General features: G+C 59.6%; 21 protein-coding genes. 16 read left to right on the top strand and 5 right to left on the bottom strand.

The window, feature by feature from the left end:
* Positions 1–278 precede the first annotated feature (278 nt).
* Complete coding sequence (locus tag J2T09_RS07565; protein ID WP_306832849.1) at positions 279–2,066, top strand: acetolactate synthase 3 large subunit; 1,788 nt, start codon at positions 279–281, stop codon at positions 2,064–2,066.
* Between the two features lie 47 nt (positions 2,067–2,113).
* Positions 2,114–2,686 carry an acetolactate synthase small subunit gene (gene ilvN, locus J2T09_RS07560; RefSeq protein ID WP_306832847.1) on the top strand — a complete coding sequence of 191 codons (573 nt, stop codon included), beginning with the start codon at positions 2,114–2,116 and terminating at the stop codon, positions 2,684–2,686.
* A 42-nt stretch (positions 2,687–2,728) separates the two neighbouring features.
* On the opposite strand, the gene J2T09_RS07555 is transcribed toward ilvN, so the two are convergent.
* Positions 2,729–3,586 carry an aldo/keto reductase gene (locus tag J2T09_RS07555; RefSeq protein WP_306832845.1) on the bottom strand — a complete coding sequence of 286 codons (858 nt, stop codon included), beginning with the start codon at positions 3,584–3,586 and terminating at the stop codon, positions 2,729–2,731.
* Positions 3,587–3,809: 223 nt separating this feature from the next.
* Between J2T09_RS07555 and J2T09_RS07550 the strand changes: the two genes are divergently transcribed.
* Positions 3,810–4,679, top strand: coding sequence for an aldose 1-epimerase family protein (locus J2T09_RS07550; RefSeq protein ID WP_306832844.1), 870 nt, complete (start codon positions 3,810–3,812; stop codon positions 4,677–4,679).
* 118 nt (positions 4,680–4,797) lie between these two features.
* Positions 4,798–5,922 (top strand): ATP-dependent DNA helicase, encoded by a 1,125-nt coding sequence (locus J2T09_RS07545; RefSeq protein ID WP_306832842.1) that lies wholly within the window; start codon positions 4,798–4,800, stop codon positions 5,920–5,922.
* A gap of 4 nt (positions 5,923–5,926) precedes the next feature.
* Here J2T09_RS07545 and J2T09_RS07540 read toward each other — a convergent pair whose 3' ends face one another.
* Positions 5,927–6,616 carry a MerR family transcriptional regulator gene (locus J2T09_RS07540; protein WP_306832840.1) on the bottom strand — a complete coding sequence of 230 codons (690 nt, stop codon included), beginning with the start codon at positions 6,614–6,616 and terminating at the stop codon, positions 5,927–5,929.
* 297 nt (positions 6,617–6,913) lie between these two features.
* On the opposite strand from J2T09_RS07540, the gene J2T09_RS07535 reads away from it, so the two are divergent.
* Together J2T09_RS07535 and J2T09_RS07530 are read left to right on the top strand one after the other, a co-directional pair.
* Positions 6,914–7,666, top strand: coding sequence for a pyridoxine 5'-phosphate synthase (locus tag J2T09_RS07535; protein ID WP_306832838.1), 753 nt, complete (start codon positions 6,914–6,916; stop codon positions 7,664–7,666).
* 88 nt (positions 7,667–7,754) lie between these two features.
* Positions 7,755–9,017 (top strand): NAD(P)/FAD-dependent oxidoreductase, encoded by a 1,263-nt coding sequence (locus tag J2T09_RS07530; RefSeq protein ID WP_306832835.1) that lies wholly within the window; start codon positions 7,755–7,757, stop codon positions 9,015–9,017.
* 14 nt (positions 9,018–9,031) lie between these two features.
* Here the strand turns inward: J2T09_RS07530 and J2T09_RS07525 are convergent, their stop codons facing one another.
* Entirely contained in the window at positions 9,032–9,721 is a 690-nt protein-coding gene (locus J2T09_RS07525; RefSeq protein WP_306832833.1) for an aspartate/glutamate racemase family protein, read from the bottom strand.
* Between the two features lie 72 nt (positions 9,722–9,793).
* On the bottom strand, positions 9,794–10,678 hold the full coding sequence (locus J2T09_RS07520; RefSeq protein ID WP_306832831.1) for an SDR family oxidoreductase: 885 nt from the start codon (positions 10,676–10,678) through the stop codon (positions 9,794–9,796).
* A gap of 141 nt (positions 10,679–10,819) precedes the next feature.
* On the opposite strand from J2T09_RS07520, the gene J2T09_RS07515 reads away from it, so the two are divergent.
* The 3 genes from J2T09_RS07515 (at position 10,820) to ilvC (ending at position 13,118) form a co-directional block, all read left to right on the top strand.
* On the top strand, positions 10,820–11,221 hold the full coding sequence (locus J2T09_RS07515; RefSeq protein WP_306832829.1) for a winged helix-turn-helix transcriptional regulator: 402 nt from the start codon (positions 10,820–10,822) through the stop codon (positions 11,219–11,221).
* A gap of 151 nt (positions 11,222–11,372) precedes the next feature.
* Positions 11,373–12,032 (top strand): TetR/AcrR family transcriptional regulator, encoded by a 660-nt coding sequence (locus tag J2T09_RS07510; RefSeq protein WP_306832827.1) that lies wholly within the window; start codon positions 11,373–11,375, stop codon positions 12,030–12,032.
* Positions 12,033–12,098: 66 nt separating this feature from the next.
* Positions 12,099–13,118, top strand: coding sequence for a ketol-acid reductoisomerase (gene ilvC / locus J2T09_RS07505; RefSeq protein ID WP_112730398.1), 1,020 nt, complete (start codon positions 12,099–12,101; stop codon positions 13,116–13,118).
* A 68-nt stretch (positions 13,119–13,186) separates the two neighbouring features.
* Here the strand turns inward: ilvC and J2T09_RS07500 are convergent, their stop codons facing one another.
* Positions 13,187–13,639, bottom strand: a complete 453-nt coding sequence (locus J2T09_RS07500; protein ID WP_306832824.1) for an RbsD/FucU family protein — start codon at positions 13,637–13,639, stop codon at positions 13,187–13,189.
* 187 nt (positions 13,640–13,826) lie between these two features.
* On the opposite strand from J2T09_RS07500, the gene J2T09_RS07495 reads away from it, so the two are divergent.
* From J2T09_RS07495 to J2T09_RS07465, 7 genes are all read left to right on the top strand, one after another.
* Positions 13,827–15,071 carry an aminotransferase-like domain-containing protein gene (locus J2T09_RS07495; RefSeq protein ID WP_306832822.1) on the top strand — a complete coding sequence of 415 codons (1,245 nt, stop codon included), beginning with the start codon at positions 13,827–13,829 and terminating at the stop codon, positions 15,069–15,071.
* A gap of 146 nt (positions 15,072–15,217) precedes the next feature.
* Positions 15,218–16,198, top strand: a complete 981-nt coding sequence (locus J2T09_RS07490; protein WP_306832820.1) for an ABC transporter substrate-binding protein — start codon at positions 15,218–15,220, stop codon at positions 16,196–16,198.
* An 11-nt stretch (positions 16,199–16,209) separates the two neighbouring features.
* Positions 16,210–17,904 carry an ABC transporter permease gene (locus J2T09_RS07485; RefSeq protein ID WP_306832818.1) on the top strand — a complete coding sequence of 565 codons (1,695 nt, stop codon included), beginning with the start codon at positions 16,210–16,212 and terminating at the stop codon, positions 17,902–17,904.
* Positions 17,892–18,920 carry an ABC transporter ATP-binding protein gene (locus J2T09_RS07480; protein WP_306832816.1) on the top strand — a complete coding sequence of 343 codons (1,029 nt, stop codon included), beginning with the start codon at positions 17,892–17,894 and terminating at the stop codon, positions 18,918–18,920. Before J2T09_RS07485 ends, J2T09_RS07480 begins: the two co-directional genes overlap by 13 nt.
* 58 nt (positions 18,921–18,978) lie before the next feature.
* On the top strand, positions 18,979–20,085 hold the full coding sequence (locus J2T09_RS07475; protein WP_306832813.1) for an endonuclease/exonuclease/phosphatase family protein: 1,107 nt from the start codon (positions 18,979–18,981) through the stop codon (positions 20,083–20,085).
* Positions 20,085–20,819, top strand: coding sequence for an NUDIX hydrolase (locus J2T09_RS07470; protein ID WP_306832811.1), 735 nt, complete (start codon positions 20,085–20,087; stop codon positions 20,817–20,819). Before J2T09_RS07475 ends, J2T09_RS07470 begins: the two co-directional genes overlap by 1 nt.
* A gap of 70 nt (positions 20,820–20,889) precedes the next feature.
* Positions 20,890–21,807, top strand: coding sequence for a PhzF family phenazine biosynthesis protein (locus tag J2T09_RS07465; protein ID WP_306832808.1), 918 nt, complete (start codon positions 20,890–20,892; stop codon positions 21,805–21,807).
* The last annotated feature ends 259 nt before the right edge of the window (positions 21,808–22,066 follow it).

Raw genomic sequence — 22,066 nt, 5'->3', positions numbered from 1 at the left:
TTCGGCGGTTGCGCGTTGACGGGTGATATATTTGCCGTTAACACTCGCCACATGAAAAATTCGATCGCTCTTATTGTGGTGGGAACGCGCATGGGCAGGATGGTGTAACCATCCGGCGTTAGCCACCCATGCGCGGAAAGACAGGCTCCTGAGGGGCCTTTTTTTATGCCTTGTTTCCGGCTCCACAATTCTCAATCTCACCGGACCGGAAGCAAAAAACTCCAGCAGCAATCCCGGCCATTGCAGATATAAAAGGCCAGACACCAGGAGGACAGGACATGACGGACACGGCGGATAACGGCAACCGAATGACAGGCGCCGAAATCGTGCTTCGCGCTTTGAAGGACAACGGCGTCGAGCATATTTTCGGTTATCCCGGCGGCGCCGTGCTTCCGATCTATGACGAGATCTTTCAGCAGGAAGACATCCAGCACATTCTCGTCCGTCATGAACAGGGCGCCGGCCATGCGGCCGAAGGTTATGCCCGCTCCACCGGCAAGGTCGGTGTCATGCTGGTCACGTCGGGTCCCGGCGCCACCAATGCGGTAACGCCGCTGCAGGACGCGCTGATGGACAGCATTCCGCTCGTCTGCCTGACTGGGCAGGTTCCAACCACACTGATCGGTTCGGATGCGTTTCAGGAAGCCGATACGGTCGGCATCACGCGTCCCTGCACCAAGCATAACTGGCTGGTGAAGAATGTAGACGAGCTGGCCGGCATCATTCACGAAGCCTTCCGCATCGCCCAGAGCGGCCGTCCGGGCCCGGTTGTCGTCGACATCCCGAAGGACATCCAGTTCGCCACCGGCACCTACGTGCCGCCGTCGGAAGCAACTGCTTCCAAGAGCTACAAGCCCAAGGTCAATGGCGATCTCAAAGCCATTCAGGCGGCCGTCGAACTGATGGCGACGGCCCGTCGGCCGGTTCTTTACACCGGTGGCGGCGTCATCAATGCCGGCCCGGAAGCCTCCAAGCTGTTGCGCGAACTGGTCGAGCTGACCGATTTCCCGATCACCTCGACGCTGATGGGCCTCGGGGCCTATCCGGCCTCGGGCAAGAACTGGCTCGGCATGCTGGGCATGCATGGTTCCTACGAAGCCAATCTCGCCATGCATGATTGTGACGTCATGGTCTGCATCGGCGCGCGTTTCGATGACCGTATTACCGGCCGCCTGAATGCGTTTTCGCCGAACTCGCGCAAGATTCATATCGATATCGATCCGTCGTCGATCAACAAGAACGTGCGCGTCGATATTCCGATCATCGGTGATGTCGGCCATGTTCTGGAAGACATGGTTCGTTTGTGGCGCGCCCTGCCGAAGAAGCCTGAAAAGGCTCAGTCCGCAGACTGGTGGGCTTCGATCGAAACATGGCGGGCCAAGAAGTCGTTCTCCTACAAGAATTCGAACGACGTCATCATGCCGCAATATGCTTTGGAACGCTTGGCCGAAGCCACCAAGGGACGCGACACATACATCACCACCGAGGTCGGTCAGCACCAGATGTGGGCAGCCCAGTTTTTCGGTTTCGAAGAGCCGAACCACTGGATGACATCGGGCGGTCTCGGCACGATGGGCTACGGCCTGCCGGCAGCACTCGGCGTGCAGGTGGCGCATCCTGAGGCTCTGGTCATCGATATTGCCGGCGATGCCTCGATCCAGATGTGCATTCAGGAAATGTCCTGCGCCATCCAGCATAACCTGCCGGTCAAGATCTTCATCCTGAACAACCAGTATATGGGCATGGTGCGCCAGTGGCAGCAGCTGCTGCATGGCAACCGCCTGTCGAATTCCTACACGGAAGCGATGCCTGACTTCGTCAAGCTGGCGGAAGCTTACGGCGCGGTCGGCATGTATTGCGACGATCCGAAGGAACTGGATGGCAAGATTGCCGAGATGATCGCGGTGAATGCGCCTGTCATCTTCGATTGCCGCGTGGCCAATCTCGCCAACTGCTTCCCGATGATCCCGTCGGGCAAGGCGCATAACGAGATGCTGTTGCCGGAAGATGCAACGGATGATGCGGTTGCGACTGCCATCGATGCCAAGGGCCGCCAGCTCGTTTGATGCGGGCTGGTATTCCAGAACAACATCCTAGGAAACGGACCCAGATCATGAACGCACATCAGCAACCGACCGGCTCGGCCTATTTCATCAGCCCCGAGACCGCCAAGGTCGAGAGCCACACGCTATCGGTTCTCGTCACCAACGAACCGGGCGTGCTTGCCCGCGTCATCGGCCTTTTTTCCGGCCGTGGCTACAATATCGAAAGTCTCACCGTTTCGGAGACGGAACACGAATCGCATCTGTCGCGCATTACCATCGTCACCAACGGCACGCCGGTGGTGCTGGAGCAGATCAAGGCACAGCTGGAACGCATCGTGCCGGTTCACCGGGTCGTTGATCTGACGGTGCGCGCCGGCCAGCTTGGCCAGGAACGTCCAATCGAGCGCGAAGTGGCGCTGATCAAGGTGGCTGGCGCCGGTGAAAGCCGTGCCGAAGCGCTGCGCCTTGCCGACGCCTTTCAGGCAAAGGTGGTGGATGCGACCGTCGGTCACTTCATCTTCGAGATCACCGGAAAATCGTCGAAGATCGACCAGTTCGTGGCGGTGGTCAAACCGCTCGGCCTGATCGAGGTTTGCCGCACCGGCATTGCGGCGATGAACCGCGGTGCGCAGGGCATGTAATCCTATTGGGGCGGTCCTTGGATCGCCCCGATTTCTTTTTGGCTACAGCATTTCCAGTGGTCGTGCCTTGGTCGGCGCTGGGAAGACGGCATTCAGCTTTTGCCATTCATCATCCAGCAGCCTCAATGCCAAGGCCCTGACATTTTCCTCGACATGCGCCTTGTTCGACGCTTTCGGGATGGCGATCACGCCAAAATGCTGGAGCACGAAGGCAAGCGCCACCTGCGCCGGCGTCGCCTGATGCGCTTTGGCGATCTCGATCAGGTCGGGATGATGGGCGAGGCGGCCCTGCTCGATCGGTGAATAGGCCATGATCGGAATGCCATTACCGACGCACCATGGCATGAGATCATATTCGATGCCGCGACGGCCGATATTGTAGAGAACCTGATTGACGGCGCAGCGATCGCCATGCGGCACGGAAAACAGTTCCTTCATGTCTTCCGTATCGAAATTGGAAACACCCCAATTGCCGATCTTGCCCTGTTTGACCAGCGTCTTGAAACCTTCCACCGTTTCCGCCAGCGGATGGCTGCCGCGCCAGTGCAGAAGGTATAGATCGATGCGGTCTGTCCGCATGCGCCTCAAACTGCGCTCGCAGGCGGCGATGATGCCGTCGCGGCTGGCATTCTGCGGATAGACTTTCGAGACGAGAAAAACCTCGTGCCGACGCCCCTTGATGGCCTCGCCGACCACCTCTTCCGCACCGCCTTCGCCATACATTTCGGCCGTGTCGATCAGCGTCATGCCGAGGTCCATGGCGTGGCGCAAGGCTTCGATTTCGGTTGCCCGGTGGCGGGCGTTTTCCCCCATATTCCATGTGCCGGCGCCAAGCGTCGGAACGGCAGTGCCATCGGGAAGGGAAACGGAGGGATTGAGGATATTTTGGGCGTCGGACATTGGGGCTTCCGCTGCTGTTTCGAGAGGTAGGCAATGGCTTTTCGGCGCGTTTCCCGGTCGGGAAAGGTCAGGCCGGTGCGTGCGTGACAGTTTTGCGCCTTCAGCATAACGCCGGGACGATACAGATCAAACCGCCTGAATTTCCTTTTCGCAATTTGCTTTCGGCTGGCAAAGGGCCAGATAGCCGATAAGGTCACGCCAATCGAATCGAGGAGCGCAAGTGATGAGCCAGCCGATACGGATCGGAAACGAATATCTGACGGTCGAGGTTTCGCCGCTTGGCGCCGAGATGCAAAGTCTGAAGACGAAGGATGGCCGCGATTGGCTCTGGAACGGTGATTCAGACTATTGGACCGGCCGCTCGCCTATCCTGTTTCCGATTGTCGGCAAGGCGCCGGATGATCATGTCGAGATCGATGGGCATGTCTACCCGATGGCGCAGCACGGCTTTGCCCGCCGCACCACGTTCGATCTGACCGCTTCGACGCCGCACATGTGCCGCTTCGAGCTTAAGGCATCGGATGTGACGCATGCGGTCTATCCTTTCGATTTCCTGCTGGCGCTTGAGCATTCGGTCGAGGGCGCCAAGCTGACCGTCGCCGCCGAGGTGGAAAATCGCGGTCAGGCCGACATGCCGTTCGGGCTCGGTTTTCATCCGGCTTTCCTCTGGCCGCTGCCGGGGGCTGAGGGCAAACCGCATCAGGTCGTGCTCGACAATGGCGGCGAACCGGCTCTGTTGCGGCTGGAAGGTGGCCTCATTCCAACGACATTAAAGGATTCTCCTTTCAAGGCTGGTCGACTGACGGTGCAGCATTCGATGTTCGAGGCGGATGCGATGATCTTTCCGCAAGGTGCGGGCAGTGGCCTGACCTATGGCGTCGAGGGTGGGCCGCTGCTGCATTTCACCTTCGAGAACCTGCCGAATCTCGCGCTGTGGCAGAAGGTCGGCGCGCCTTTCCTCTGCATCGAGCCATGGCATGGCATGGCCGCCAAGGCCGGCGCGGGACTGGAATTGTCGGCGCGTCCGTCCACCACCATTCTGGCGCCGGGCGGCAAGGCTCGGTTCGCATTCACCGTCGAATTGCCGGCCTGAGCCGGGCCAAGGATCAACGCCAAAGATCAACGGGCGAGGGACCACTGTCCCCGCCCATTTGATCCTCTTTCGTTCTTTTCTGTTGCTTTGCCCGTCCGAATCCTGCCAAGTCGCGGCCATGCAGTTTGCTCCGCAACAGGACGAGGCCCTCAAGGCCGTTTCCGACTGGCTGAAGGCCGGTCGCACGCCGGTTTTCCGGCTGTTCGGTTATGCCGGTACCGGCAAAACGACGCTTGCCAAACATTTTGCCGAGCATGTCGATGGCGATGTTCTGTTCGCGGCCTTTACCGGCAAAGCGGCGCAGGTTTTGCGTTCGCGCGGCGCCAGCAATGCCAAAACCATCCATTCGCTGATCTATCGCCCGCGCGGCGAAGAGGCGGTCGAGGACGAAGATACCGGCAAGACCTCGATCGCGCCGATGTTTTCGATCAACCGCCAGAGCCCGGTCGCAAAAGCGGCACTGATCGTCATCGACGAATGCTCGATGGTGGACGAGGCGCTTGGCCGCGACCTGATGAGTTTTGGCACGCCCATTCTCGTGCTCGGCGATCCCGGACAGTTGCCGCCGGTATCCGGTGGCGGTTTTTTCACCGAACAGGAACCGGATTACCTTCTGACCGATATCCATCGTCAGGCCCGCGACAACCCGATCATCCAGCTTGCCATGCAGATTCGCGAGGGCAAGGAAATCATGCATGGCGACTACGGGACCGCCAGGGTGATTTCCCGCAACGAGGTCAATCAGGAACTGGTGCTGGAAGCCGATCAGGTTCTGGTCGGCACCAACAAGACCCGAAAACGCTACAATCAGCGTCTGCGCCAGCTCAAAGGGTTTACCGCCGATTACCCGCAATCCGGTGATAAACTGGTCTGCCTGCGCAATGATCAGGTCAAGGGCCTGCTCAATGGCTCGCTGTGGCAGGTGATGAGTTCGTCCCGCGAAACGGTGAAGCCGGGTATCAACCTGATGATCCGCCCGGAAGACGACGACATGGATCGTGGCGCGGCCAAGATTAAGCTGCTCAAGCAGTCTTTCGAGACCGAGGAAGAAATTCCGTGGGCGACGCGCAAGCGTTATGACGAGTTCGATTACGGTTATGCGCTCACCGTGCACAAGGCGCAGGGTTCGCAATGGAACAATGTCGTTCTGTTCGACGAAAGCTGGGCTTTTCGCGATACCCGTGAGCGCTGGCTTTATACGGCCGTCACCCGCGCCGCCGAAACGCTGACCATCGTTCGATAAGAGATCAGTTCGGCAGCATGCCGGACAGGATCGCCTTTGCCGCCGCCTGATAACGATTGGCGGCATCGAGCTTGGTCATGATCGCATCCTCAAGTTTCTGCAGTTCTCCGCTGCAGATGCCGAGCGCCAGCGCCAGGCTGCCGCCCTTGTACCCTTCCGTCATCAGGCCGAGGCAGCGCTTTTCGATTTCCGAAAGGCGGGCCGGAGGTTCCGTTGTCGATGTGGTCGGCATGTTTTCCTCCTCACTCGTCATGATGGTTCTGATCTGGGTAATCTTGCGGGTGATCAGCGACAGTTCGGCGACCAGTTGGCGCCGGTGCGCGGCAAGGCAGTCCCGAAACAGTTCGTCGGCTTCAGTTTGCGACCGGCTTTGGGCAAGCCTGTCCATCAGGTCCTGAATGGCGGCGAGCGGCATGCCGATCTCGCGGCAGGTGTTGATGACCATCATGCGCATGACGCAGGCGGTGTCATAGACCCGCATCGTGCCGGTGCGTTCGGGCACGAGCAGGTTCTTTTCCTCGTAGAAATGCAGCGTGCGATGCGTGACGCCGAACAGATCGGCCATCTCGGCGATCGGCAGCGGGTGAGGCGGCAGCGAATCGATGCCCGTCAGGCGTGGCAGAAAACCGGCCGTATAGGCTGGCAGATGGCTCGGCGCCGATACGGTGCCGAAAAGATCGAAATTCTCCCGCATGATACTCCTTCGTCGTGCGAGACCAGCACCGGCATATGCAACGGTGCCATTCAATCCTCCCTGCTTCCCTCCGAATCACCGGGGGCGCAGCTTTTATGTGCAGATGGTGACATTTTCACCATCCATGGTGAATTCTCACTCTGCATCCATGATAAGTTGTATTTTACACAGGCTACGCTCCGGCTTCGATCTCGCCGGATGCTGGTTTTTTGCGAAAAACATTGAGTGTGACAGCGGATGGCTTAAAGCTCGCACCCATCAAATGCCTTCAAGACCACGCTTCGAGGACGCCTGCCGATGCCGACCACGCTTTCCGTCAACGTCAATGCCATCGCCATGCTGCGCAATCGCCGCGATCTGCCATGGCCAAGCCTCGAAAACCTTGGCCGTATCGCCTTGCAGGCGGGTGCAAGCGGATTGACGGTGCATCCGCGCCCGGACCAGCGGCATATCCGCTTTTCCGACCTGCCGGTGCTGCGGGCCTTGATCGATGACGAATTTCCGCAGGCCGAGTTCAATATCGAAGGGTATCCGAGCGAGGATTTTCTGGCCTTGTGCGAACGTACCGAGCCGGAACAGGTGACGCTGGTTCCCGATGATCCATCGCAGGCCACCTCCGACCACGGTTTCGATTTTCGCGCCGATCAGGAGATGTTGAAGCGGGTTGTTGGTCGGCTAAAGAGCAAGGGCATGCGCGTGTCGCTGTTCGCCGATGGTGATGGTGATGTTGAAGCGGTGCGGCTGGCGAAATCGACCGGTGCAGACCGGATCGAGCTTTACACCGGGCCCTACGGTGGCTGTTACGACGATCCGGCGCTTGGTGCCACCATTCTGGAGAAGCTCGGCCAGACGGCAGATGCGGCCTTTGCCGAAGGATTGGACGTCAATGCCGGTCATGACCTGACGGTCGCCAACCTTCCGGCACTGGTGAAGCGCATCCCGAAACTGGCTGAAGTGTCCATCGGTCATGGCCTGACGGCCGATGCGCTGGAATATGGAATGGCGGAAACCGTGCGTCGATTCCGCCGCGCCTGCGGGCAGACAATCTGACGCAGTTTTAAAATTGACGATTATCAGTAAATAGCCATATTGCGTCGCAGCATCCCTGTGTCGATGCGTTTCTCCGGAAGGAATGGTTGTGACTGAACATCGTGTAGTCGTCGTTGGCGGTGGCTTTGCAGGCCTGCAGCTCGTGCATTCCCTCAAGGGCGCCCCGGTCAAGATCACCCTTGTCGATCGACGTAACCATCACCTGTTCCAGCCGCTGCTTTATCAGGTCGCGACAACGGTACTGGCGACCTCCGAAATCGCCTGGCCGATCCGCCGGCTGTATCGCAATCGCCCGGACGTAACGACGTTGCTGGACGAGGTTCTCGGCGTCGATCGCGCGGCAAGAACGGTACAGTTGAAATCCGGCGAAGTGCTGGAATACGACACGCTGGTCCTCGCCACTGGTGCCCGCCATGCCTATTTCGGCCGTGACGACTGGGAAAGCATGGCGCCGGGCCTGAAGACGCTGGAAGATGCCACGACCCTGCGCCGTCGCATTCTTCTGGCCTTCGAGCGAGCCGAACTGACCAACCACTCCACCGAACTCGATGCGCAGCTGACCTTTGCCATTATCGGTGCCGGCCCGACCGGTGTTGAGATGGCCGGCATGATCGCCGAACTGGCGCATCAGGTCCTGCCGCCGGAATTCCGCAAGATCGATACCAAGCGTACCCGCGTGCTTCTGGTCGAAGCCGGTCCGCGCGTGCTGCCGGCCTTTTCGGAAGATCTTTCGGCCTATGCCAAGTCCGCACTGGAAAAACTCGGCGTTGAGGTTCTGACCGGCAAACCGGTGACCGCGATCACCGAGGATGGCGTGACGATCGGCGACACGTTTGTGCCGGCCCGCACCGTCATGTGGGCGGCAGGCGTGCAGGCCTCACCGGCCGCCAAATGGCTTGAGGTCGAAGCCGACCGGGCAGGGCGCGCCGTTGTCGGCCCTGATCTGGCGATCGCCGATGATCCCAACATCTTTGTGCTCGGCGATACCGCTCTCGTCATGCAGGACGGCAAGCCGGTTCCGGGCATTGCGCCGGCTGCCAAGCAGCAGGGTGCCTATGTGGCCAAGCTCCTGCATGCGCGGCTGACCGGCAAGCCTGTGCCGGGACCATTTCATTACAAACATCAGGGCAGCCTCGCCACGATCGGCCGCCGTGCTGCGGTCATCGATTTCGGCAGGTTCAAGCTCAAGGGCGGGCTTGCCTGGTGGATCTGGGGTCTCGCGCACATCTACTTCCTGATCGGCACACGCTCGCGTCTCGCCGTCGCCTGGAGCTGGATGTGGACGCACATGTCCGGCCTGCACAGCGCCCGGCTGATCACCCAGAAGGAAACGCTGAAGGACGAATCCTGAAGCTTTTCACGCCATCACGTGAGCGAAAAATCCACGGCCGCCTGCGCATGCACGGCGGCCGAATCTATTCCGGGGAGCGGCAGTTTTTCGGGATCGAGCAGAAGGCAGATTTCCGTGCAGCCGAGTATCACGCTGTCGGCACCGGCGGCCTTTGCCTTGTCGATCATCGCAAGCGCTGTTTCGCGCGAGCTGTCCTTGATGGTTCCGGCGCAAAGCTCGTTGAAGATGATGTCGTGGATCGCGGTGCGGTCGTCCGGTTCCGGCACCATGACGTCGATGCCGAGTGACGTCATGCGCTCCGCATAAAAGCCGTGCTCCATCGTGTAGCGGGTGGCGAGCAGAAGCGGCCGGCGCAGCCCGCCTTCGGCAAGCGCTTTGGCGGTTTCATCGATGATGTGAATGAGCGGAATATCGACGGCTGCGGCCACCTGCGGGGCGACGAGATGCATGGTATTGGTGCAGATCAGCACACATTCGGCGCCGCCTGCCTGAAGCCGCTTGGCGCTTGCGGCAAGGGCATCGGCCGCCAGGTCCCAGCGGCCGCTTTTCTGCATTTCGACGATGTCTGCAAAATTCACCGAATGCATCATCAGGTCGGCGGAGGCAAAACCGCCGATGCGGTCGCGGACCTTCTCATTGATCAGCCGGTAATAGACTTCCGTGCTTTCAAAGCTCATGCCGCCGATCAGGCCGATGGTGCGCATTCATGTCTCCGCGAAAAGTGAGGTCAGACCGAAACGGGTCTAATCCCACTTCCGCATTCTGACAATTTTGGCTTAACCGGCAAGTGCCGCGCGGTTTTCCTCAAAGAAGGCCTTTAGCGATTGCGGCTCGCGGCCTGTCAGCGTCTTGAAGTCGCCGGTGACGAGATCGAAATTGCCGGCCGCGACATTGGCATCGGCGGAAGCCAGCATGCGGACGACGAAATCCGGCAGGCCAGCGGCTGCCATGCCGGCAGCGAGCTGCTCGCCATTCACCTGCACGACCTCCAGCGGCTTGCCGGCGGCCTTGGAAACGGTTTCCGCGATCTGGTCGGCATTGAGCGAGACCGTGCCGGTGAGCGTAAAAGTCTGGTTGCCGGCCGGCGGGTTGGCCAAGGCTGCTGCGGCGGCGCGGGCGCAGTCGTCACGCGAGATATTGGCAACCTTGCCTTCGCCGGTCGCGGTGAACCATTTTCCACCTTCAAGATTGTGCGGCATGCTCATCAGATAGTTGTCGTTATACCAGGCATTGCGCAGGATCGTGTAGGGTAGGCCGCTTGCCTTGATGGCGTCCTCGGTGCCGAGATGATCCGGCGCGAAGCTGACCAGCGATTTGTCCGGGTTCGGCATGGAGGTGTAAAGCACATGGCCGACGCCCGCCTTCTGGGCGGCGTTGACGGCATTGGTGTGCTGCTGCAGACGGGCGCCGGGAACGGCCAGTTCATCCGTCGAAATGATCAGCAGGCGGTCGATGCCGGCAAAGGCGGTTTCAAGTCCTGCCGGCTCGGCAAAATCGGCCTTGCGCGTCTCGATGCCGAGATCGGCCAGATCGGCAAGCTTAGATATGTCGCGGCTGGCGGCGACGATATCGGATGCCGAAACCTTCGAGGTTTCCAGAAGATGCCGGATCACGGCGCGGCCGAGTTTGCCGTTGGCGCCGGTGACGAGAAGTTTTGCCATGGGGTATTTCCTTGTCCCTGATGTCTTCCTGTATGGAAGATATGTCGCTCTCAAAAAGAGACTAGGGATAGAATAGGAATTGACGGAAAACTGTAAAGAAGGCAGTTTTCCGGGAGATCGTTACCAAAAGGGAACCACCTCATGAACACCAATGTCCGCGTTCCGCAATTTGCCGGCAAGGAATGCGACATGTCCAACTGGGATGCCGGCAATTGCCCGGTGCGTGACGTCATCAACCAGATTTCCGGCAAATGGTCGACGCTGCTTTTGCAGGCGCTGGCAGAGCGGCCTTATCGTTTTGGCGAGCTTCGGCGTCTGGTGCCCGACATTTCCCAGCGCATGTTGACCCAGACTTTGCGGGAGTTGCAACGCGACGGTTATATCGATCGGGAGGTCTTTCCAACCAAGCCGCCAAGCGTGGAGTATCGGATGACGGAACTCGGTATGTCGCTGTTCCTGCCGCTTTCGCAGGTGCTGGACTGGGCAAACGCCAACCATGCAGCGGTCAAGGCCGCCCGGGTCCGGTTTGACGCCGAGGCATAAGCCTTCAGCGCAATACTGGTCTCGACGCTCTTTGCAATCTCGTTTGCTAAATTTCTTGCGTGCATCCTCTTGACGGCGCAATAAGTCGCAAGTACGAAGAACCGTACCGTACGGTACCTATTCCGTACGTCGTCTTTGTGAGGAGCAGATCGTGCCCGCTGACACCGCCGCATCGGCAAAGTTTACGCCGCGCCAGAGCGCCGTTCTGGCCGAGGCGCTGCGTCTTCTCGTCGAAGGTGGAGACAAAGCGCTGACCACTTCCGGTCTGGCGCGGGCTGCCAACTGTTCCAAGGAAAGCCTCTATAAATGGTTCGGCGATCGCGATGGCCTGCTGGCCGCGATGATCTCGTTCCAGCAGAGCAAGGTGCGCACCGCCGACCGTAGCGGCGAGCGCCTGAGCGTTGAGGCGCTGCGTGACCATCTCGAAATTTTTGCTCGCGATCTTTTGGAAGTTCTGGCCGGCGACGTGTCGTTGGCGCTGAACCGGCTGGCGATCGGCCAGTCGAGCCGCGATGGTTCCAAGCTCGGCAAGCTGCTTCTGGAGCATGGTCGCCGTGAGATCGACCGACGGGCGAGGGGGCTGATCGAGGCCGGCAAGCGCTCGGGTTTGCTGCGTTTCAACGATGCGGACGATGCCTATCACACTTTATACGGCCTGGTTGTTTCCGACCTGCATGTTCGCATGCTGCTGGGAGAGCTGGGGCTGAAGGACAATACCGCGCAGGCGCACAAGGCAGTTGATGCCTTCCTGATCCTGCACGGAACGAACAAGGATTCCGGGGAGGCGCCGCGCGCCTCTGCGGCTCGGTAATACCCGAAACAATGCCGGATCCACAACGGGCCGGTCATATCAATCGCATAGGGAAGGAATTTTAGGATGCGCGTTTATTACGATCGTGATGCCGACATCAACCTCATCAAGTCCAAGAAGGTCGCCATCATCGGCTACGGTTCGCAGGGCCGCGCACACGCGCTGAACCTGAAGGATTCCGGCGCCCAGAACATGGCGATCGCCCTCAAGGCCGGTTCCGCCACCGCCAAGAAGGCCGAAGCCGATGGCTTCAAGGTCATGACGGTTGCCGAAGCTGCCGCCTGGGCCGACCTGATGATGATGGCAACGCCTGACGAACTGCAGGCCGACATCTACCGCGACGAAATTGCCGCCAACATCCGTGACGGCGCCACCATCGCATTCGCCCACGGCCTCAACGTTCATTTCGGCCTGATCGAGCCGAAGGCATCGATCGACGTTGTCATGATCGCGCCGAAGGGCCCGGGCCACACGGTTCGCGGCGAATACCAGAAGGGCGGCGGCGTCCCCTGCCTCGTTGCTATCCACCAGAACGCTTCGGGCAATGCTCTTGAACTCGCTCTCTCCTACGCCTGCGGCGTTGGCGGCGGCCGTTCGGGCATCATCGAAACCACGTTCAAGGAAGAGTGCGAAACCGACCTTTTCGGTGAACAGGTCGTTCTTTGCGGCGGTCTGGTCGAGCTCATCCGCGCCGGCTTCGAAACGCTGGTCGAGGGCGGTTACGCTCCGGAAATGGCCTATTTCGAGTGCCTGCACGAAGTGAAGCTGATCGTTGACCTGATCTATGAAGGCGGCATCGCCAACATGAACTACTCGATCTCGAACACGGCCGAGTGGGGCGAATACGTCACCGGCCCGCGCATCATCACTGCCGAAACGAAGGCTGAAATGAAGCGCGTTCTGACCGACATCCAGACCGGCAAGTTCACCTCGGACTGGATGCAGGAATACCGCGCCGGCGGCGCTCGCTTCAAGGGTATCCGTCGCAACAACGACAGCCACCAGATCGAAGAAGTCGGCACCAAGCTGCGCGCCATGATGCCTTGGATCGGCAAGAACAAGCTGGTCGACAAGACTGTCAACTAAGCTTTCGCCGATTACGGTTGAATGAAAATGGGCCGCGCCGGAAAATTTCCTGCGCGGCCCATTCCGTTTTAGCCCTTCGGCGGAACAACGCCCTTGGTCAGCAGGAAGCAGCCGTAAAAGCGGGTTTCACCGGTGGCGATGACGCAATAGGCCTGTTTGGCCTTTTCGTAGAAGGCAAAGCGTTCGATGCCGTACATCGGTGCCGATTGACCTTCGGCCGCATCGATTTGCGCCTGCACCTCCTGCTGGATCTCTGGGATCGTCTCGGGATCGCCCATGATTTCCATGCGGCCGACGGATGGCTGTAGCGGGGTGTCGAGCGGGAGGACCGACAGGATGGCCTGCATGGCGCGCGCCGCCGAAACATTGTCGATCCTTAGCGCCTTGCCGAGCACGGTCTGGCGGGCAATCGAATCGGATGGAAAATTGGTGTCGGCGAGAACCAGAGTGTCGCCATGCCCCATCGACCTGAGGGCGTGCAGGACGTCGGCGTTGAGCGCAGGGTCCAGGTTTTTCAGCATGATCTTCCTCCTTGATCATAAGGAGGACCGTGGTGGCATACTTGGTGCCGATAGAGAAGAGAGTGGTCAGTCGCGCGGCGCGATAAAAAGCAGAAAAATCGCGAAACTTCGATAGGTCAGCATTGCTGACCTGTTGGAATTTCTATAAAGCTAACGGCAACAAAATTGAAATAAGAGGAAACATCCCATGCTAGATTGGGAACATATCTTCGCCACGCGCTCCAGCCGCATGAAGGCGTCGGAAATTCGCGAGCTTCTGAAACTGCTGGAGCAGCCCGACATCATCTCCTTTGCCGGCGGCATTCCCGACCCGGCGCTGTTTCCGGCTGACGAATTCAAGGCCGCTTATGGCGACATCTTTTCCGGCGCGCAGGTCAACTCGGCGCTGCAATACTCGGTCAGCGAAGGCTACAAGCCGCTGCGCGACTGGATCGTCGCCGACATGGCCAAGATCGGCATCGACTGTACCGCCGATAACGTCTTCATCACCTCCGGTTCGCAGCAGGCGCTCGATTATTTCGGCAAGCTGTTCCTGTCGCCGAACGATACGGCACTGGTGACATGGCCGACCTATCTCGGCGCGCTTTCGGCCTTCAATGCCTATGAACCGCATTACGACCAGCTGTCGCTGAACGGCAATCGCACGCCGGCCGCCTATCGCGAGACCGCTTCGAAAGCCGGCGGCGCGGTAAAATTCGCCTATCTCTCGGCCGACTTCTCCAACCCGACCGGTGAAACGATCGATCTTGCCGGCCGTGAAAAGCTGCTGGCGCTGGCCGATGAGCTGGATATCGCCATCCTCGAAGATGCCGCCTATCAGAACCTGCGTTTCGACGGCGAGGCGATCCCGCCGATCCTGGCGCTGGATATCGCCCGCAACGGCAGCATCGAAAATACCCGCACGATCTACAGCGGCAGCTTTTCCAAGACTTTGGCGCCGGGCCTGCGCGTCGGTTTCGTGGTGGCCGCCATGCCGGTCATCCGCAAGCTGGTTCTGATGAAACAGGCGGCCGACCTGCATTCCTCGACGATCAACCAGATCGCCGTCGAGCGCGTTGCCTCGCGCGGTTTTGCCGATCAGGTCGCCAAGATCAAGCGTGTCTATAGCGGTCGTCGTGATGCCATGCTGGCGGCGCTCGAAAAATACATGCCGAAAAACACCTCGTGGACAAAACCGGAAGGCGGCATGTTCGTGTGGGTGACGCTGCCGGAAGGCATGGACGGCGCCGAGCTCCTGGCGAAATCGCTGGCGACGGAAAAGGTCGCCTTCGTACCGGGCAAGGCGTTTTTTGCCGATGGCAGCAATGCCAACACGTTGCGCGTGTCGTTCTCCTGCGCCAACGACCAGATGATCGACGAGGGCATCAAGCGCCTCGGCCGTCTGGTTGCCAATGCCGCGGTCACCGATCACGAAAGTCTGCCGATCATCTGATCATCCATCACGATGAAGACCTCGAAAGGGCGGATCCACAGCGGTTTCGCCCTTTTTTATTGTCTGTTTGAATACCTGTGCATTCCTGTCATATGAGTGTCGCTGAATGTGTGTTTAAGCGCGTCAGCTCAAACAGGAACTCTCCCATGAAAAAGCTCCTTTCCTCTTTCACCGCGTTTGTTGCGCTCGGTCTTGCCGGCGTTGTCGATGCTGCCGATCTGGTCGTTTACACCAGCCAGCCGAATGCCGATGCGCAGGCCACCATCGATGGCTTCAAGGCCGCCAATCCGGGTGTGGACGTCGAGTGGGTTCGTGATGGAACGCCGCAGATCATGGCGAAGCTCAACGCCGAAATCGCTGCCGGCAATCCGGTTGCCGACGTACTGCTGATCGCCGACACGGTGACCTTCGAACGCATGAAGGCCGCCGGCCAGCTGCTCGCCTACAAGTCGCCGGAAGCCAAGAACTTTGACGCCTCGCTCTATGACGCTGATGGCTACTACTACTCCACCAAGCTGATCACCACCGGCATCATGTACAACACCCAGGCCGCCATGAAGCCGACAAGCTGGGCCGATCTTGCCAAGCCGGAAGCCAAGGGCCTCGTCACCATGCCGAGCCCGGTTGCCTCGGGTGCCGCTCTCATTCACGCGCAGACACTGGCTGGCGTCGACGGTCTCGGCTGGGATTATTACAAGGACCTCAAGGCCAATGGCGCGGTTGCCGCCGGCGGTAACGGGGGCGTTCTGAAGGCTGTTGCCTCGGGCGAAAAGGCTTACGGCGTCGTCGTCGATTACATGCCGATCCGCGAAAAGGCCAAGGGCGCTCCGGTCGAGTTCGTTTTCCCGAAGGAAGGCGTTTCTGCCGTCACCGAACCGGCTGCCATCCTGTCCTCGACCAAACATCAGGACAATGCCAAGAAGTTCATCGATTATCTCCTTTCCGAAAACGGCCAGAAGATTGCAGCCGGCCTCGGTTACATCCCGGCCCGCAACGGCATCGCGCTGCCCGCCGGTTATCCGGCTCGCGAAGAGATCAAGCTTCTGCCGCTGAACGCTGCCGATGCGCTCAAAAATTCGGAAAAGGACGTCAAAACCTTCTCCGATATCTTTGGCACCAAGGGCTGATATAAAGCCTGATGTTCCGATCTCAAAATCGAGGAAACAGCCAGCCCCGCTGGCTGTTTTCCTTTGTTATCGTGGTGATCTTTTTCCTGAGCGTATTGCCGCTCGGACGGCTCGCCATGACCGGCTTTTCATCGCTTTTCGATGGCGGTGCGCGCGCGCTTCTAACCGATCCTGCCGTCTGGCAGGCGGTCTATGACACGCTGACCACATCCTTCCTCGGCATGATCGCGGCCGTCATTCTCGGCGGCGGTTTCGCGCTGTTGCTGACACTGTTTAACGTGCGGGGCAAGACGGCACTCGGTTTCCTTTTCATGCTGCCGACGATGATCCCGCCACAGGTGACGGCGCTGTCGTGGATCGGCATGACCGGCCCGTCGAGCGCGCTTCTGAAGGCAATCGGTCTGGCGCCGCCTTTGGGGTCACCGCAACCGCTTTATTCCATCGGTGGCATTGCGCTTCTGTATGGCGTGCAGAATGCACCGCTAGTCTTTTTGTCACTGCGCGCCGGTCTTCTGGCCTTGCCACGTGATGGGGTCGAGGCCGCACGGCTGTCCGGCGCCTCGTCCTGGCAGGTGTTGAAGGATATCATTCTGCCGCTGTCATTGCCCGGTTTCGTGGCCGGTGCGGCGATTGCCTTCGTCTCCTGCGTCGGCAACTTTGGCATTCCCGCCATCCTCGGAATCCCTGCATCCATCTACACGTTGCCAACCCTCATCTATTCCAAATTCGCTGCCTTTGGACCAAACACCTTTGCTGATGTCTCGCTGCTTTCCGGCCTGATCGCCATCCTCTCGGTCATCGGTCTGACGGTCGAGGATCGGGTTTTGCGCGGTCGCGACTACCGCGTCATTGGCCTGTCGGGGCAGGTGGCAATGTTCCGTCTCGGCAACTGGCGTCTGCTCGGCGAACTGGTTCTGTGGCTGGCGATTTTCATCACGCTGGTCATGCCACTGACGGCACTGATCGCAAGCTCGCTCGCACCCGCCTATGGCGTGCCGCTGACACCGGCAACGGCAACGCTGGATGCCTATCGCGAGGTCCTGTTCAAACAGACGATTACGCGCACGGCCTTTTTCAACTCCGTGACGCTGTCGTTGACGACGGCAATCGGTCTCCTCGTGGTGACGGTGCTGACCGGCTATTATCTCGTGCGCTCGAAAAGCCGAGTTGCACCGGTTGTCTCGGCCTTGGCTGAAATTCCTTATGCGCTTCCCGGCATTGTTCTCGCCGTGGCGCTGATCCTCGTTTTTGCCGCGCCGATCCCGATCATCGGCATTTCCATCTACGGCACGATCTGGATCATTCTGGTCGCCTATTTCTCCAGCTTCTTCGCGGTCAGCCTGAAGCCGGTGGTGAGCGCGTTCCGCCAGCTCGATCCGTCACTGGAGGAGGCCGCCCGGCTTTCCGGCGCAGGCTTCGGGCGCCGCCTGATCGATATCGTCGTGCCACTGGTGGCGCCGGCAGCGGGTGCGTCGGTCATTCTCGTTTTCCTCATTGCCTGCAACGAGCTCACCGTTTCGGCCATCCTGTGGTCGGCCGGCACGCAGACGCTTGGCGTGGCGATCTACAATCTCGATGATAGCGGCAGTTTCAACCTCGCGGCAGCACTCTCCGTCCTCGTGGTCATCATGGTGATCGCGATGATGCTGGTGCTGGAACTGATGGCGAAGAGACTGCCGAAAGGTGTTGTACCGTGGCGAAGCTGATCCTCAACCGCCTGTCCAAGGCATTCGAAGCCGGTGGTCGTCCGGCCGTCAACGACGTGTCGCTGGAAGTGCGCGACGGCGGCTTTCTGGCGCTGCTGGGCCCATCCGGCTGCGGCAAGACCACGGTTCTGCGCATGATCGCCGGCTTCGAACAGCCGACCGATGGTTCCATCCTGCTGGGCGACCGCGTCCTTGCCGACGCTTCGGACATGGTGGCGCCGGAACATCGCAACATGGCGATGGTGTTTCAATCCTATGCGCTCTGGCCGCATATGAGCGTCGCCGATAATGTCGGTTATCCGCTGAAAGTGCGTGGCATTTCCGGCCAGAAGCGCGAACAGAAGATCAGGGAAGCGCTCAACGCCGTGCGCCTTGAGGCTTATGCCGACCGTCGCCCGGCCGATCTTTCCGGTGGTCAGCGGCAGCGCGTGGCGCTTGCCCGTTGCCTCGTCACCGAGCCGGATGTGGTGCTGCTCGACGAACCGCTCGCCAATCTCGACCGTCATCTGCGTCAGGAGATGGAAGAGACTTTTCGCGAGTTTCACGCGCGGTCAGGTGCGACGATGATCTATGTCACCCACGATCAGGCGGAAGCCATGGCGCTGGCGACGGATGTCGCGGTCATGTCGGAAGGCAGGCTTTTGCAGGTGGCGAGCCCGCAGGAAATCTATGCACGGCCGGAAGGCCGGCTGGTTGGCGGACTAGTGGGGCAGGGCGCCATTCTCAAATGGCCGGCGGCGTTGCTTGAGAACAGGCTGCTTGACTGGGACATGCTGCAGCAATCGCTTTCACATACGGACGGTCAGGATTGCGCCGATATTCTCGTGCGGCCACAGGATGTCGAGATCGCCGGTGAAGGCATGGCGGCGACGGTCACCTCGGTTCTGTTCGAAGGCGAGCGTTACGCCCTTAAACTGGCGTTGGGGGATGAGCAGAACCTGCGCGCCTTCAGTCGCCAGCCGGTGCAGGTGGGTGACCGGGTTTCGATCGTCATCCGCTCGGCCTGGAGGCTTTGAGAGGTAGCCAGCCACAATTCGGGTGGCTAAGGTGCCGGTCGCAATAGGGAAATGATGCATGTCTCTTCGCCTCGGCACCTTCAATATCGAAAACCTCATGACCCGTTTCGATTTTACAGGCTGGCGCAATCAGTTGCGTCAGGACCGTGTCCTGCGGCTGTTCGAAGTCGGCAGCAAACAGGAATATGAGCAGCTAGAACAGGCGCGCCTGATCGCCGAAACGGATGACACGCGGCAGATGTCGGCGCTCGCCATCGCCGATGCGGATGCCGACATTCTGTGCCTGCAGGAAGTCGACAACATGCCGGCGCTGGAAGCCTTCGAATACGGCTATCTCTACCGCATGGTCGGCAACGGTTATCGCCAAAAGTTTCTGGTCGAGGGCAATGACGGGCGCGGTATCGATGTCGCGGTCCTGATGCGGGAGGAAACCCGTTCCGGAGAGAAAATCGAGGTCGTCGATGTGCGCAGCCACGCCATGCTGACCTATCAGGATCTCGGTCTGTTCAACGACGAACTGGCTCTGACCAACAAGCCCACCGACAAGATTTTCAAACGCGATTGTCTTGAGTTGGAGCTGAAGATCGGCGGCAAACCGTTCTCGCTTTATGTCGTGCATTTCAAATCCATGGGCAATGCGCGCGACAACCGGGATGGCCGGCTTGGCACGATGGCCGTGCGCGCTGCCGAGGCAAAGGCCGTTCGGCACATCATCGAAAAGCAGTTCGGTGCCGATGGCGCGCATGCCGCAAACTTCGCGATCTGTGGCGACATGAACGATTATCAGGAGCGTGTGAAAGTGATCGGCACACGCCGCAGCGGTTACACATTCGAGCCGGTGCGCGAGGAGGTGAGCGCTCTCGACGTGTTCAGCCATGACGGATTTGCACAAAACGTCGTGACCCGTCGTGACGTGATGGACCGCTGGACGCTTTATCATGCCCGCGGACCGCAGGAGCAGCATCTCTGCCAGCTGGATTATATCTGGCTGTCACGGGCACTCGCTGAGGCCAATCCGTCCGCCGTTCCGGATATCATCCGCAATGGACAACCTTTCCGCACCGTGTTTCCGCCGGGGCAGGAGGTCGCGCGTTATCCGCGCATCGGCTGGGATCGGCCAAAGGCATCCGATCATTGCCCCGTCGTCGTGGAGTTTGAATTGTAATGACGGAAAATCTCCCCGGCATCTGGCCACCGCCTGCAAACCCGGTGCGCATCACCGGCGTCGATCTGCTCATGCAGGATGGTGCGCATCCGCTTTTTCAGGAAAACGCAGTGGCCATAGAGGAAAATTGGCAGGCAGAAGCGCATGCCAATCCGCACCTTTTCAATGGCCAGATGGTTTTGCAGCGGCAACTGGCCTTCGATAACGGCATCATTCGTGGTATGGCGCATGCCATCCCGTATTCGACGCTGCTCTGGTGGCGCAAACAGCCGACCCCTGAAGGTGCATTGCATCTGTTCGGGTTTGCCGTGCTGGTATCGTCCGACAATGCCATCGTTGCCATTCGCATGAGTGCGCATACCGCCAATCCGGGAATGGTCTATTGTGCCGCCGGTTCGCTTGATCTCAACGATATCGTTGACGGCCGTCTCGACCTCAGCGGCAATATGCGGCGCGAGGTGCGCGAGGAAACCGGACTGGATCTCGATGAGGCAGACGCCGATCCGCATTTTTATGCCAGCCATGCCGATAATCGCGTCGTGGTTTTCCGGTTTCACCGCTTTTCGATGACGGCGGCGGAGATGGTTGCGCGTATCGAAATCCATATGCCGCACGATGCCGAGCAGGAGATTGACGGCGCTGTCGTCATCCGCTCCGCCGACCGCGAGGCGCATCATTACAACCCGATGATGTTTCCCATCCTGGACATGTTTTTTACACGATCGGACAATTGAATAATCGGGGTTGCGCCGCGAATGACCGTGGGGCAGTTTGGCCGCATCGACATCGACAGAGAGGTTCGCTGTGGCTCGCCGCTATGCCATCTACGACGTATTCACCGACACGAAACTTGCGGGAAATCCGCTGGCTGTGATTTTTGATGGTGATAGTCTGTCCGATGAGGCGATGCAGGCGATTGCGAGTGAGATGAACCTCTCAGAAACCGTCTTCGTGCAGCTTGCCGACAATCCCGCACATGCGGCGCGCCTGCGCATTTTTACGCCGGGCAAGGAACTGCCTTTTGCAGGCCACCCGACAGTCGGCAGCGCCGTTGCGCTGACCGAGCTTGAGCGTGGACCGGATGCCGGTGACATCGATCTTGTCTGCATGATCGAGGAGAAGATCGGCCCGGTGCGCTGTGCCGTGCGGCTGCGCAAGGGTGCCGTGGGTTTCGCTGAGTTCGACCTGCCGCGCAAGCCGAGCCGGATCGAACTGCCACTGGATATCGAAGGTCTTGCCGATGCGTTGAGCGTCAAGGTCAGCGATCTCGCCTTCGAAAATCACGTTCCTTCCATATGGAGCGCGGGCGTGCCGTTTCTGATGCTGCCGCTGCGCAATATCGCCGCCGTTCAGGCCATGGAATTCGATGTGACGTTGTGGGAAAAGGCGGCCCCCTTCGTCGAGGGTGCATTGGCCTCCGCTTATGTCTATTGTCGCGGTGGCGTGCATCATCAGGCAAAGTTTCACGCCCGCATGTTTTCGCCCGATATGGGTATTGCCGAGGATCCGGCGACAGGCGGCGCCGTCGCGGCATTGGCGGGCGCCATCCGTCATTTCGATGCGCTGCCGGATGGGCATCACCCGGTTCTGGTCGAGCAGGGGGTAGAGATCGGACGGCCTTCCTACATCAATCTGCATATTGACGTGAAGGATGGAGAGATCGGTCGTGCCCGCATCGGCGGGCAGGCCGTGAAGGTGGCCGAGGGCAGTTTGTTGATCTGATTGACCTCTTTGGTGTCCGCGATTTTGCAATAAAACACAGCCTCACTTTTTCGTGTAAGTATTTGCTAAAACGTTAGAAAAATATCCGCGTGAGGCCGGAACAAAGCTGCGCGTCCACCGTTATGAGCCGTTCGATGGAGACGTGGGACGATGATGAAGGCAATCGCAGAAACGACAGAATTCAAACGTATTGAGGTGGCGGTTCAAGACACGGCCGGCACCGTTGATGTGCCTGCATCCTGTTGTCGCCTGATGTGCG

It is taken from the genome of Neorhizobium huautlense (assembly GCF_030811685.1).
GTDB lineage: Bacteria > Pseudomonadota > Alphaproteobacteria > Rhizobiales > Rhizobiaceae > Neorhizobium > Neorhizobium huautlense_A.
This window is presented reverse-complemented; position numbering and strand designations above follow the sequence as displayed.